This is a genomic window from Saccharopolyspora endophytica, assembly GCF_018070075.1.
Taxonomy (GTDB): Bacteria; Actinomycetota; Actinomycetes; order Mycobacteriales; family Pseudonocardiaceae; genus Saccharopolyspora; species Saccharopolyspora endophytica.
Window position 1 is genome coordinate 212,531 of the sequence record NZ_JAGPXE010000004.1, and the last position, 13,342, is coordinate 225,872.

Genomic DNA, 13,342 nt, shown 5'->3' on the forward strand with positions numbered 1-13,342 from the left:
ACCGGATCGGGTCCTCGTCCACCACATCGCGGGTGAATTCCCGATGAACGCGTGCTTGATCCGCGTTCTCCCCCGCGAATCGCGTTCTCGGACGGGGCCTCCTCTCGCGCGACGGTGACGCCTCCCCGTTGTCGCCGGGTCTTTCCGGCACGCGAGTCGTCGTACGCGCATCGGTTCACGCTTTCCGCTCTTCTCATCGCGGTGGCGCACCGAAGTGCGCCCCGAAACCTGGAGGTTCGCAGTGATCCACGATTCGGTGATCGGTTGTGTCGGATCGACCCCGATGGTGCGACTCAGCCGTTGCTTCCCCGAACCCGAAGTGGAAGTGCTCGCCAAGCTGGAGATGCTCAATCCCGGCGGGAGCATGAAGGACCGCCCCGCGCGGTTCATCGTCGAGCAGGGCTTGGCCGACGGGACGTTGCGCCCCGGCATGCGGCTGGTCGAGAGCACCTCCGGCAACCTCGGCATCGCCCTGGCCATGGCAGCCGGACTGCACGGGTTGTCGTTCACCGCCGTGGTCGACCCCAAGACGTCTCCGACGAACCTGCGCCTGTTGGAGCTGTTCGGCGCCGACGTCGAGATGGTGACCGAGCCGGACGAGGCCGGCGGCTACCTGCACTCGCGCGTGCGCCGGGCCGAGGAACTGGTGCGCTCCATCCCGAACGCGGCGCAGGTCAACCAGTACGCCAACGACCTGAACTGGCGTTCCTACCACGACACCGCCGGTGCCGAGATCCTCGACGCCGTTGACGGTCCCCTCGACTACCTGGTGGCCGCGGTGTCCACCACCGGGTCCATCCAGGGCATCGCGCGACGCCTGCGCGAGGACCACCCGAACCTCAAGGTCATCGCCGTCGACGCCGTCGGCTCGGTCATCTTCGGCGCCCCCGCCGGGGCTCGGCAGATCCCCGGCTTCGGGGCCAGCCGGGTCCCGGAGATCTGCGATCCGGCCGAGATCGACGACGTCGTGCACGTCGCCGACGCCGAGTCCGCCGCCGGGTGCCGACGGCTGCTGGCCACGGAGAAGGTCTTCGCAGGCGGGTCGTCAGGCGCGGTGATCGCCGGCATCGAACACCTCGTCTCCAGGCTGGAGGGCCCGGCCCGGATCGTGACCGTGCTGCCCGACCGAGGGGAGCGCTACCTCGATCTGGTCTACGACGACGAGTGGGTCGCCAACCTGCCCGACCCGTGGCAGGAGCACGAGGCGGTGACACCGTGACCCGCACCGTGCGCACCCGGCACCCGGCCTCGCCGCAGCAAGCGGATGCCACCAGCGGTCACGGGCGCAACCTGGCCCTGCTGTGGGCAGGGCAGTTCGTCAACACCGCAGGGCTGATGATGCTGGTGCCGATCATGCCCTTCTACCTGGAGCAGATCGGCACCAGCGGAGTCGCCGAGACCCAGACCTGGGCCGGGGTGGCCATCGCCGCGCCGGCCCTGGCCCTGACCGTCGTCACCCCGCTGTGGGGGCGGCTGGGCGACCGCATCGGCCGCAAGTGGATGGTGGTGCGCGCGCTGCTGGGGCTGGCCCTGGCCATGGTCGTCATGGCCTCGGCGGGTTCCCCCGCACTGCTCGTGGTCGGCCGCCTGCTGCAGGGCACGCTCGGCGGTGTCGTCGAAGCCGCCGCCGCGTTCGCCGGCTCCACCGGCTCGGACGACAAGCGCGGCTCAGCGCTGGGCAAGTCCTTCAGCGCCACCGCAGCCGGTGCGCTCGCCGGGCCGATCGCCGGTGGCCTGCTGGTCGGCTCGGGTGGCCTGCCCCAGCTCATGCTGGGCATCGCCGGGATCGCGACCGCGATCGCGGTGGCCTGCGCGTGGGCGCTGCGCGAACCCGACCGCACCCCTGAACACCGCACCGAGGCGAAACCGGCGGAGCGGCAACGCCCTTCGGTCCTGCGGGTGCCGGGTGCGGTGCCGCTGGCCGCGGCCGCCGTCGGCGTCTACTTCGGCGTTTACGGCCTGATCCCGGTCTACGCCGAGCACGTCGAAGGCATCGTCGCCGAGCAGGGCAGCGCGAGCCTGTGGGTCGGCGTCCTGCACTCGGTGATGTGGAGCGCGACCCTGCTCGGCTCGTTCTGGTGGGGCAAGCGCAACGACCTCACCGGACGGCCGCTGCGCACCTTCGCCCTCGCCGCCGGTGGGTGCGCGGCGGCCATCGCGGTCGTGTCCCTGCCGCTGGACCCCTACGCGATGATCCCGGTGCGCCTGGCGCAGGGCTTCTGCTTCGCCGCCCTCGCCCAATCGGTGTTCCTGCACTTCAGCAAGCACGCGCCCGCCGACCACAAGAGCGGGTTCGTCAGCACCGCCAACAGCTACCTGCTCATCGGTCAATCCGCCGGACCGCTGCTGGCTGGCCCGCTGGTCGCGATGCTCACGACGCCCGGCACCGTGCTCATCATGGCCGGTGCCTGCGGACTCGGGTGCCTGCTGGCCATCAAGCCGTACCTGGACGAGAAGCGCGCCCACGACGAGGTTCCGGACGAGACCCGTCCGACCCCGGCCGTCACCTCACCACGCGGAGGCGTCGCGGCGGTTCCGTTCCGCGGCTGGCTCACCGGCTCGCACCACCACGCCTCCCGGTGCGCGACACCGTGGGACCGCGGGGAATCCCCGGCCTCCTGGCAGCGCAGCGGCGTGATCACGCAGGACCGGCAACCCGCCTTCTACGCCTACGAGCAAACCGGACCGCACGGCACCGTCCGCGGTGTCCTGGCCTCCGTGCACCTGGACAGCGGGTTGCGGACGCACGAGGAGATCGTGCCCGAGCGCGCCACCGCGCTCGCCGGACTCATGGAGCACGGCCGGATGGGGCTCGGCCCGGCCCTGCTCGGCTTCTCCGGTGACGGCCGCACCACCCGGCACCTCGGAGACCTCGCGCGGCGGTGCCCGATCACCGAGGTCCAGGCCCACGACGGCCAGATCCACCGGCTCTGGCGCATCATCGACCACCCGAGGCAGGACGAGATCATCGCCGAACTGGACGAGCGCACGGCCTTCATCGCCGACGGTCACCACCGCTACGCCGCCGCGCGGCAGCACCGGCGCTCGGCCTACGCCGCCGGTCGCGGGCCCGGCCCGTGGGACTACTTCCCCGGCCTGCTGGTGGACGTCACCGCCACCCCGCTGCGGCTCGCGCCCCTCCACCGCGTCCTGCCCCACCTCGACCCGCAGCAGGCGCTGCGCGGAGCCTCGGCGCACTTCCGGATGCACCCGCTGCGCGGACCGCTCACGCACTGGCTCACCGTGCTGAAGCGCCACGCCGGAGGTCCGCCTGCCTTCGTCCTCGCCACCCCGCGCGGCGGCTTCCTGCTCACCGAACCACGACCCGCATTCCTCGAGACCGCGCTCAGCGACTCCCGACCACCGCTGCGGTCGCTGCACGTGGCAGTCCTCGACTCGGCCGTGATCCGCCACCTGTGGCGGGTCCCGGACGAGCCCCGGCACGTGGCGTGCGAACCGAGCGCCGCCTCCGCGATCCGCGAGGCCCGACGCACCGGAGGAGTGGCGGTCCTGACCAACCCGCCGACCCAGCACGACCTCGAAACCGCTGCCGCCTCGGGCGTCCGCCTCCCCCGCGGATCAACCTCGTTCGGGCCCAAACCCCACCCAGGCCTGGTGTTCCGGTCCCTCGACGAGTGAGTCGGTCCCCGCTCACCCCGAGGGCCGGACCGCGAGGAGTTCCACGGCGGGGCTGTTGAACCTCCGCCGACGCACGCGGAGTCCGACCTGCTCGAACCCCGCCCGCAGGGCTTCGTCGCGCAGCACCTCGGGCTCCACGCCGAGGACGTGCCGGTGGACGCTGATCACCAGCCGTCCGCCGGGTCGCAGCACGCGGAACGCCTCGGAGAACCCCCGCGAGCGCTCCCACAGCATCACGTTGTTCACCGAGATCACCGCATCGGCGAAGTCGTCGGCGCACCCGGTCCGCTCGGCCGCACCCTCGCGCACCTCCACCAGTCCCCGCGCGATCTCCTCCGCGCACCTCGACGCGGCCATCTCCCGCATCGCGACCGAGGGATCCACACCCAGCACGTGACCTCCCGGCGCCACTGCCGCAGCGGCCAACCGCAGGCCCACCCCCGGCCCGTGCCCCACCACGACCACCGCGCCACCGGGGCTCAGCCCTGCCCGCTCCACGGCTCGTCGCTCCTGCTCGGAGTTCCCCTTCACCATGAGCGCGCCGCCGAGTCGGCCGACCAACCCGCGCGGATGGCCGAAACCGCGATCGAACACCCACGTCATCAGTCCCGCCATACCGAGAAGCACACCACTGGCGAGCCCCGGACGCATCGGGGACGAACCCCGGACCGACCGCGAACCGGTCGTCGGCGTCGAGGCGGTCATCCTCCTGACCTGCACGAACGGAGAAACAACCGCAGTCGCCCGATTCACCGGCTACGCCTCCGCGAACCACCGGCGGTCGAGGAGCGCAGCGTGGTGCCCGGTCCCGTTGCGGACGTCGTAGGCGCGGGCCCGCTCGTAGGCCTCGGCACGCCGCCGCTCGCCGCGGGTCCGGTCCCCGCGCAGCAGGTGGAACCGCGCCACCGCGGCGACGTCCTCGACCGCGTCCAGGGAGGTGGTGTCGATGTTCTCCTCGGCCGCGGCGACGATCTCCCGCGCGGTCGGTGAGCCGCCGAGGTCCGCGGGCGCGCCGTCCGCCGCGCGCACCATCGCCCACAACGCGCACCGCTCGGCGACCGCGTCGAGCTCCTGCCAGTTGATGGCCGCCGTCAACGCCTGCCACGCCTCGTCGTGCTTGCCGCACACCGCGAGGTATCCCGCGCGGTCGACCCTGATGCTCATGACGCGGTGCGGTGGACCCACCATCCCGGGGACGCGCAGATCGAGCTCGCGCAACGCTTCTCCGGCGTCGAACGTTCCGATGATGGCGCTGAGCAGCCCGATGGTCATCGTCTTCTCCGGCGCCCACCAGTGCGAGCCGTCGGCGAGCCACCGGTCGGTCCAGTCCTCGGCGGCGTCCCGCTCACCCGTGTGCGCGTGCCAGTACGCGCGCGCCACGGCGAGTTCGGCCGCGCCGTGGCCGGTTCGCAGGGTCTCCTGCTCGAGCTGGTTCAGGAACCCTTCGACGGTCGTTCGCGGCACCGCCGGATCGTCGAGCAGCACGGACAGCGGTTGGAACACCATCGAGGACATCGACTCGGTCGCGCTCTCGGGAATCTCGTGCCTGCGCTGCTTCAGCAGCTCCATGGTGGGCACGAACAGCCGGAAGCCCTCGGCGTGCTCACCGCGCTGGAACACCGAGAACAGCTGGAACATCCGCGCCAGCACCATGTGCAGGGCGGAGTCGAGCTTCGCCGCATCGGTGTACAGCGCGTCGAGGATCTTCTCCTGCTCGATCCCCGGCTCCATCGCCACCGCCGCGACGTAGTTGTCGTTCACCCTCTCCAGCTCGGCGATCTCGTCCTCGCTGAACCGCGCGATGTACTCGTCGAAGGCGTTCATGACCTGCCCTTCGATGTGCCGGTACCGGTGGCCGCGGTGATGAGCGCGCTGAGGCTGTCCCCCAGCAGCAGGTGATCGTCATCGGTCAGCGTCTGACCGGCGTGCAGGCGTCCCAGCACGTGCAGCGCCCGCACCGCCTGCGCGGCGACGTCGTCCGGCAGCGCACCGTCGAGGGCCCGGACCGCGGGCGAGGCCACGTTGAGCACGAGGCGCGGGCCCGCGGGCTCCCAGGGCGCCGCGATCCCGCCGAGAACCGATCCCCAGCCGCTGGTCCCCGACGCCTCCGGGTGCCATTCGTCGTCCGCGCCGAGTTCGAGGGCGGCCACGGACTCCACGCCGAGATCGACGACCTGCGCCCGGTGACCGGGCAGCACACCGGCCACGAGCCCCTCGATCGACGCGGCCAACCGCCGGTCGCTGGCGGGCGCGGCGGCATCGACGAACGTCTCCAGGTCGAGGTGCCGCACCACCACGTCCACATCGGACTCATCGAGCCTGGCCAGCAACTGCGGTTCGTGGACGTGGGAGGCGTCGATCAGGACCAGGTCGTGGTGCCGGGCGAGCGGGGCGAGCGCCCGGAACTGCCCGGGCGACAGCACCGGGTGCACCACGCGCGCCGGCGGCTCCGCGTCCGTGCCCGCGACCAGTTGCCGCAATGTCCGCTCACCCCGGGACGTGCCGAAGCGCAGGTGGTCGTACATGAACGCGAACATCGACGGGTCGGTGAGCGCCATCGCCCGCAACCCCACGGCGTGCGCCCCGACGAAGAGCCGGAAGGTGTCCGGGTGCGAGCGGGCCAATTCCTCGACGTGCCGCTGGATCTGCTCCCCGACGGCCGCGGCGGCCTCGCGGGTCAGGTTGGTCTCCTGCAGCGACTCCCGCGACGCGGTCAGCGGCAGCGTCCCGGCGTCGACGATCAGGCGGGCGAAGTACGCCCAGTCCGGCGCGAGCTGGGTGTTGTCGTTCGCCACGAGCATCCCGCGGCTGTGGACGACGTCCCCGCCGCGGCGCGCCGAGGAGGTTTCCTCCGGGGTCACGAACGCGACGCCCCGCACGCCCAGCAGCGGCACGTCGATCCGCACCGTGGTGAGCGGGTCGAAGCCGAAGGTCTCGGCGCACAGCCGCGCCCGGGTCTCCGCGTCGAGGGCTTCCGGCGGGGTCGCGGTGCTCACGCGTAGCGGGACACCCGCGGTGTCGACGTCGATCGGTGTGTCGAGGTACCGGGCGAACTCCCGCGCCACCCGCGTCAGACGCCGCGGGTTCGCCCACGCCCGTTCCTCGGGCCGCGGCCGGACGACGACCCGCGAACCCGGGCGGCTCAACGGTTCCGGCGCCGCGGTGATCTCGTAGGTGCCGTCGCTGGCTCCGACCCAGCGCACCGTCGGGGCGTCCTCGGTGCGCGCGCTGCGCGAGACCACCTCGACGGTATCGGCGATCAGGAAGCACGAGAGCAGCCCGATGCCGAACCGGCCGAGGAAGTCCTCCTGAACCCGTTCCAGGTCGGCGCGCTTGGACGACGCACCGATCGTCGCCAGCAGCGCCCGCATCTCGCCCGCGTCGAGCCCGATCCCGTTGTCCTCGACCACGATAGCCTCGTCCTCGACGGCCACCCGGATCAGGCCGCGGGGAGCGGAATCCGCCGCCGCGCCGTCCCCGGCACGCGCCACGATCGCGTCGCGCGCGTTCTGCAACAGCTCCCGCAGGAACACGCGCGAACTGGAATACAGGTGCTGCGACAGGATTTCCACCACACCGCGCAGATCGACCTGGAAAAGCTCGGTCCTAGCGCCCGCACCGGGCCCCACCTGATTCACAGCGCAAGCGTAGATGTCCCCCACCGCGCCTGGGTGCGGTTCACAACAATCGCGGGATGCGGGGCGACTACGAGCAGAGGACCAACGCCGTGGTCACCGAGACCCAACAACAGCGAAGGCGCGACGTGGCACCTTCCAGGAAGGCTCGACGGCCGCAGGGCTTTTCGCCATCACGCGTGCGGCCGTGGTGGGCGTGGTCAATCGACGTCGGCGAGGAACACGCGTCCTCCGCCGTAGGCGGCGAGCTGGTGGTGGGCACGGGCGAGCGCATCGTGCTCGGTGCCGACGATTCGTGCGGTGTGCTGGCCTTCGGCATCGGTGATCTGCCAGCCATCATCGGACAACGTCCGCGTGACGTGGCGGGAGTGCCGCATCAGGCCATCACCATCGCGGCGCCGTGCCGAGTCGCCGGGTTCACCTCGGTGCGGCGGTTGCAGGCCGGGACAACGCTCACCGCCGCCGTGCGCAGCACGCGGTGCACGCGGGGCGCCGTGTTGATGAGGTGCAACGAGATGTGCCGATGAGCCGCGTAGGTGTGCGCGGCGACGAGGAGGTCGAGCCCTGCGGCATCGAGGGTGGTGGCCTGCGCCAGGTCCACGAGCGTCTCCGGTGGGGCGGTCAGCAGATGCGGCCAGAGCCGCTCGGCCAGCCGGGTGACTTCCACATCGACGAGGTCACCGTCCACCGCGAGAACGGTGGGCAGGGTCGGGCTTTCGCTGGCCCGCATCGGGCTCCAATCACGTGGGAGGATCCGGCGGCCTGGCGCGACGCGGAGCGTCGCGGCTTCAGACCGCAGGTGGGGGAACAAGATTCCGGGAACCCGGGGCCCGCGGAAGCGGACTCGGCTCAAACCGGGGGAACGGTGTTGCAGCAGCGGCGGCCGGTTGCGCGCCCGGTGGTGGGCAGCGTCGTCGCGGCGACCAGCGCGCTGCTGGGCAGGTCGGTTCGGCAGGCCTCAACCGCACCCCGAGAGCGGGTGCGGGAGTTGTGCCGACGAACCGCAGTTCCCGGCCCGCACACGAGGTGCGGGCCGGGAAGGAGAGCTCAGCGGAGTCTCAGGCCACGCGGACGACGTCGGCCTGCGGGCCCTTGGGGCCCTGGCTGACGTCGTAGGTCACCTGCTGGTTCTCTTCGAGGGTGCGGAACCCGGCCGCGTCAATGGCCGAGTAGTGCACGAACACGTCCGGCCCGCCCTCGTCCGGGGCGATGAAGCCGAAGCCCTTCTCCGAGTTGAACCACTTCACGGTTCCGTTGGTCATGACAGTCTCCTTCGGGAGCTGGGGTATGACGGGCATCCGCACCGCGCGGAGGCCCGGGCCGGGGGATCTCAGACGGCGGCTCACTCCAGCTACGACCAAAGAAAGAAGCTCGCCCGCATCAACATCCTGCGAGCATGCGCAAAACACGAACCCAGAAGTACAACGACCACCACTCACCCTACACGCGCACCCGCGTGCCGTCACCCTCTGCGCGCTGCTGCTCCGGCTCAGCTCAACTGGAGATCGTTTCTCGCAGCGCCCGCCGGACCAGTGCCATCAACGGATGACCATCCGGGAAGATCACCTTCTCCGGAACGGCTCCCACAACAGCGAGAGCCCCAATCGATGGATTCCATCAATTGGGGCTCTCGCCTGGGAATTGCAATGGTGCGCGATACTGGGATTGAACCAGTGACCTCTACCGTGTCAAGGTAGCGCTCTCCCACTGAGCTAATCGCGCGAGGCGGAGGCGGGAATCGAACCCGCGTACAGGGCTTTGCAGGCCCTTGCCTAAGCCACTCGGCCACTCCGCCGGACTCCGCATCCACACCGAAGCCGGCTGGAACGCCAGAGAACCAGAGCGGATGACGGGACTCGAACCCGCGACCCTCACCTTGGCAAGGTGATGCGCTACCAGCTGCGCTACATCCGCCTGCTGCGACATCTCGGCCCGGTGTCCCGGGCCTGTCCGCCGCGTTGCAATGAACTCTAGACCACGCCCAAGATCGGGATCAAAGGGGGGTCCCCGCTCCGCCTGGTCGCAACCGGGCAGAGCGCTTCTGACCTGATCAGCCCATGTCGAAGGGCAGCAGGCGGGTGAGCGCGTCGTCGACGTCGACCCACAGGTTCTCGTTGCCCGGGACCACCACGTCGTAGGTGCGGTCCAGGAAGTCGGCGAGCTCCTGCGCCGAAGCCTCGAACACCGCGTGGCCGGACGGCGAGCTCAGCTCGATGGCGACGACCTCCGGGTCGTCGACCGCCGGGCGGATCGTCACGTCGCCCTCGCCGGCGTGCGCGATCAGGCCGTCGGCCAGCAGATCGCGGGCGAAGACCCATTCGACCCATCCGGCGCGGCCGGTGCGGAACGCGGCCACCACGGCGTAGGGGTCCTGGGTGTCGTAGCGGAGTTCGACCTGGACCGGCACTGCGGGCGCTTGCGGAGCCAGCAGATCGAACACGGCCGTAGAACGGAGTGTCACGTGATCATTACGCATTGTCCTCCCCTTCCTGCTCCCTCCCGGTCCGTTTATCGACCGAGCAACACAGTTGTGACGCCTCATCGGGCAGATTTACTCGCGACTCCCGCATAGATCACCCGGTCGGGCCATGCCCGAATTCGCTGGGCGACCAAGCGAGTGCACTCCGTGGTCGAAATCCCGGGGTCGGAGTGGTCGCCGGTTCCGGCCGATCCCCTTCCGATCGGACGGGCCCGTCGCCCACGCCGGAGACTCGATCCGTCGCGAACTCTCCCGATCAGAGCGGCCGGCCCAAGGGACCCGCCTCGCCCAGTGACCCACGTCGTTACGTTCTGTAACTAGGTCGACTGTGTCCGAGCCCGGTCTGCAGATCGGTCGCTCACGCCCGGTGAATCCCGCCTCCGCGTACCGGCTGACCACCGGGTTCACGCTTCGTCGGGTTCGCCTGACGTGACTCAAGAATAAGCGACGAAGGGCCTTCGCATTTTCCCGAAAATGCCTTGGATGAGACGTCCACCACGAGATGTCACCGGTTCGGGCTAATGGTTCTCACCGCGTCGGTTACAGCGCACGCACGGCACCGAACGCGCGGTCGAGAGGCGGCTCACAGTGTGACCAGGATCGAAGGCTCGCCACAGGGCCCAAAGACCCGGCTTCCGACGAACCGGACAATGATCCCAGTCACAATTCAGTCACAGCATCGTGCGGCGAGCACCCGTCTGTCCGCTTGACAGCAAACCGCTGTTCACCGGGCCCGGGAACAATGGTCGGTTACCGACTCGTCGGCGCTGTGACCCACTGCACCACGGGTGGCCCACTGCGACCGTATCCTGAGCACGCGAGCCCGACGAACAGCCTTTAGGTGGAGAGCCCTGAACGATCACACCGAGCCGGAAGCCCGACAGACCGGTGCGGAACCGGGCGACCACGAGCACCCCAAGCACCCGCGCCTGCACGCGCTGCGTGAGCGCCTGCGCGCTTACCGCGCGTACGTCCGCCGCCGCCGGACCCTGAACATCACCTACCGCGTCGTGCTCGGCGCGTTCGGCACGGCGGTCCTCATCGCAGGGCTCCTGATGATCCCCTACCCGGGCCCGGGATGGCTGGTGGTCTTCGCCGGCCTCGGCATCCTCGCCACCGAGTTCCACTGGGCGCACCGGGTCAACATGTTCGCCAAGCGGCACTACCAGCGGTGGGTCCACTGGCTCGGCCGCCAGAACCTCGCCACCAAGCTCACGATCATGGCCGCCACCGGCCTCGTCGTCGTGGTGACGCTGTGGCTGCTGGGCATGTTCGGCACGATCGGCGGCTGGCTCGGCCTGCGCTGGACGTGGTTGGCCTCCCCCCTGTTCGGCCCCTAGAAACGATCGTGTATTGTTCTTCTCGTCGCCGGGAACGGTGAACGAACAACAGAACAAGGGCGATTAGCTCAGGGGGAGAGCGCTTCGTTCACACCGAAGAGGTCACTGGTTCGATCCCAGTATCGCCCACATTCAGTAGATGACCCTGACCAGCATGTTCAGGGTCATCTACTTTTTTGTGGATGCCCGTAATGCCCTTTTGGGCATCGCTCAGTACCTAAAGTGGTGCCTATTCGGCGTCCTCCGACTGCCGTTCCCGCTCTAGAAGCACCTGCCGGTACTGAGCCGGCAGAGCTCGTAGGAACTGCACGATCGCTTCCTCGTTTCGCGTTTCCGGTTCTCCCCCAGCTCCCGGCACGACAGCCTGCTCGCCCGGGGCCTTCGGGAGGAAGAGTCTCCCGATGTCCTCTGCGGCGTCTCGATCGAGCTCGGGAACGTCCTCGGCGTAGGTGTCCAGGGTGAAGGCGACCGTTGCGTGACCGAGTCGACTGCTGACGACCTTGGGGTGCACGCCAGAGCGCAGCGCGATGGTCGCGTAGCTGTGCCTCACGCCGTGCAATGTGATCAGCGGAAGGCTCACCCTGTCCACGAGCGCGTTGAACTTCTCCGTGATGGTGTCCGGGTAGATCCGACCTCCGTTCTCCCAGCAGAAGACCAGCCCGTTGTCCTGGTACCCGCTGCCAAAGGCCGCGCGCTCAGAATCGAGGCGTTCCAGGTGTTCAGTCAGGACGGCCGTGGTGTAGCGGTCGAGGGCGACAGGACGTCGACTCTTCTTGCTCTTACCTCCGCCCGAGACGACTTTGCCGCCGGCGACCACGCTCGTGACGTTCATACGCAATGTGGCGCCGCCTGAGGCACTCAGATCGAGCCCGTCGCGGGTGAGTCCGCACAACTCCGAACGCCTCATGCCTGTCGAAGCCACCAGGACCCACAGGGCGTAAAACCGATCGGCACGGGCGGCTTCGAGGAACCGCGCCATTTGTCCCGGACTCCACGTCTTGTGCGGGCGGCGAACCTGCGAGGGGGCCTTCACGCTCTCCATCGGGTTCGCCCCAACTACGCTCCATGCCTTTGCCGTGCTGAATGCCGAGCCAAGCATGATGTGGACGCTGTGCACCGTCTTCGGGGCATAGCCAACCTGTGGCTCGGCAGGAACGCGGCCAACCTCGTATCGACGCACGGCCTTACGTGCTCCGGCGTAGGTGACGCCTGTCTTCTCAGCGATCTCGCGGATCCTGAGGTTCTCCTTCCGTTCCTGTGCGCCCTTCCACAGCTGGTACATCTCCCAGTTGGTGTTGGGCTGATCGAGCCGTGCCTTAGTAAGCAGGTGCTCGTAGAGCGCCGCTACAACGGACGGCGTGATGTCCTGCATTCGCCGATTACCAATGATCGGCAACACGTAATAGCGCGCCAAATTCTCGTAGTTGGCCGCCGTCGTGGCTTCCGTGGTGGTCCGGACGTACGAGAACCACGATTCGAAGAAGGTCGACACGGTTTGCCGTGACGGCTTCACGTACGTTTCCGTTGCCAATGCCCCACGTGCGATGAGCATCGCTTCCCAAGCGTCATCTTCGGTTTCGAAGCCGCTCTGGCGGATCTCGGGCCGTTCACCCGTCAGGATGTCTGGCGGGCCGTAGAACTTGTAGGCCCATTTCCTGCCACGCGGGAAGACGCTGCCGGGAACCCGGCGGCCGGACTTCTTCTTTCGTTCTGTCATGCAGCATCAGCCTCTGTCGAATCGGTGGGATCGGGCTTGACGAAGTCGGCGAGCTGGGCGCGCACGATGTACACACGCCGACCGAACCGTTTGACCGGCAGCTTTCCCTCAGCTGCGTAGCGGTACGCGGAAGCACGACTCAACCCCAGCTCGCGTGCCGCTTCGGGAATCGAGATCAGTACTGGCCCGCTCGCGGCCGATTCGGTGGCTGGGCGCGAGTTCTGGATGGAGGAAAGGTTCCCGGTTTCGAGGGCCGCCGCAGCGAGGGAAAGGGCCGTGGTCAACAGCGCGGCCATCTGCTGGTTCGGATCGCCGGCGGGTGTGCCGGCCGTGCTTTCGAGACGAGACATCGACGCTCCTCGGTTCGACGGGTACGGGTTTCCCGCGCCAAAGTGACTACGCAATGTGTCCTTTCGGTCCGGCCTACAGAGGCTGGAACAGTGGGGGGGTCGTGGGCTGGGCTGGGCTGGAGCGGTTTTCCGACCCGCAAACCCGCAAACCCGCAAAACGGGGTTTGAGCTGGGGTTTTGGT

General features: G+C 69.0%; 12 protein-coding genes and 4 tRNA genes. 4 read left to right on the top strand and 12 right to left on the bottom strand.

Annotated elements, in window-relative coordinates:
• Positions 1–256 precede the first annotated feature (256 nt).
• Positions 257–1,219 (top strand): 2,3-diaminopropionate biosynthesis protein SbnA, encoded by a 963-nt coding sequence (gene sbnA / locus KBO27_RS11580; protein ID WP_307870396.1) that lies wholly within the window; start codon positions 257–259, stop codon positions 1,217–1,219.
• On the top strand, positions 1,216–3,639 hold the full coding sequence (locus tag KBO27_RS11585; RefSeq protein ID WP_210969998.1) for an MFS transporter: 2,424 nt from the start codon (positions 1,216–1,218) through the stop codon (positions 3,637–3,639). Before sbnA ends, KBO27_RS11585 begins: the two co-directional genes overlap by 4 nt.
• A 12-nt stretch (positions 3,640–3,651) precedes the next feature.
• Here the strand turns inward: KBO27_RS11585 and KBO27_RS11590 are convergent, their stop codons facing one another.
• The 10 genes from KBO27_RS11590 to KBO27_RS11635 form a co-directional block, all read right to left on the bottom strand.
• Positions 3,652–4,242: a class I SAM-dependent methyltransferase gene (locus KBO27_RS11590; protein WP_246536891.1), complete on the bottom strand. Its 591-nt coding sequence runs from the start codon at positions 4,240–4,242 to the stop codon at positions 3,652–3,654.
• Between the two features lie 153 nt (positions 4,243–4,395).
• The gene (locus tag KBO27_RS11595) at positions 4,396–5,463 is read right to left on the bottom strand and encodes a hypothetical protein (RefSeq protein WP_210969999.1); all 1,068 of its coding nucleotides are present in this window, start codon (positions 5,461–5,463) and stop codon (positions 4,396–4,398) included.
• Positions 5,460–7,277 (bottom strand): ATP-binding protein, encoded by a 1,818-nt coding sequence (locus KBO27_RS11600; protein WP_210970000.1) that lies wholly within the window; start codon positions 7,275–7,277, stop codon positions 5,460–5,462. The genes KBO27_RS11595 and KBO27_RS11600 overlap by 4 nt, the downstream gene beginning before the upstream one ends.
• A gap of 197 nt (positions 7,278–7,474) precedes the next feature.
• On the bottom strand, positions 7,475–7,651 hold the full coding sequence (locus tag KBO27_RS11605) for a hypothetical protein (protein WP_210970001.1): 177 nt from the start codon (positions 7,649–7,651) through the stop codon (positions 7,475–7,477).
• On the bottom strand, positions 7,651–8,004 hold the full coding sequence (locus KBO27_RS11610) for an STAS domain-containing protein (RefSeq protein ID WP_210970002.1): 354 nt from the start codon (positions 8,002–8,004) through the stop codon (positions 7,651–7,653). The genes KBO27_RS11605 and KBO27_RS11610 overlap by 1 nt, the downstream gene beginning before the upstream one ends.
• Positions 8,005–8,332: 328 nt before the next feature.
• Positions 8,333–8,536, bottom strand: a complete 204-nt coding sequence (locus KBO27_RS11615; RefSeq protein WP_183787266.1) for a cold-shock protein — start codon at positions 8,534–8,536, stop codon at positions 8,333–8,335.
• Positions 8,537–8,921: 385 nt separating this feature from the next.
• Positions 8,922–8,996: transfer RNA gene (locus KBO27_RS11620), tRNA-Val, on the bottom strand.
• Between the two features lies 1 nt (position 8,997).
• Positions 8,998–9,069 (bottom strand) — tRNA-Cys (locus KBO27_RS11625).
• Positions 9,070–9,115: 46 nt separating this feature from the next.
• Positions 9,116–9,188 (bottom strand) — tRNA-Gly (locus KBO27_RS11630).
• 136 nt (positions 9,189–9,324) lie between these two features.
• A complete protein-coding gene (locus KBO27_RS11635; RefSeq protein WP_093412952.1) occupies positions 9,325–9,750 on the bottom strand; it encodes an SsgA family sporulation/cell division regulator in 426 nt (141 codons plus the stop codon).
• Positions 9,751–10,541: 791 nt separating this feature from the next.
• Between KBO27_RS11635 and KBO27_RS11640 the strand changes: the two genes are divergently transcribed.
• Entirely contained in the window at positions 10,542–11,093 is a 552-nt protein-coding gene (locus KBO27_RS11640) for a TIGR02611 family protein (protein WP_307870361.1), read from the top strand.
• Between the two features lie 57 nt (positions 11,094–11,150).
• Positions 11,151–11,222 (top strand) — tRNA-Val (locus KBO27_RS11645).
• A 100-nt stretch (positions 11,223–11,322) separates the two neighbouring features.
• Here the strand turns inward: KBO27_RS11645 and KBO27_RS11650 are convergent.
• A complete protein-coding gene (locus tag KBO27_RS11650) occupies positions 11,323–12,810 on the bottom strand; it encodes a site-specific integrase (protein ID WP_210970003.1) in 1,488 nt (495 codons plus the stop codon).
• A complete protein-coding gene (locus KBO27_RS33625) occupies positions 12,807–13,160 on the bottom strand; it encodes a helix-turn-helix domain-containing protein (RefSeq protein WP_246536893.1) in 354 nt (117 codons plus the stop codon). Before KBO27_RS33625 ends, KBO27_RS11650 begins: the two co-directional genes overlap by 4 nt.
• Positions 13,161–13,342 lie beyond the last annotated feature (182 nt).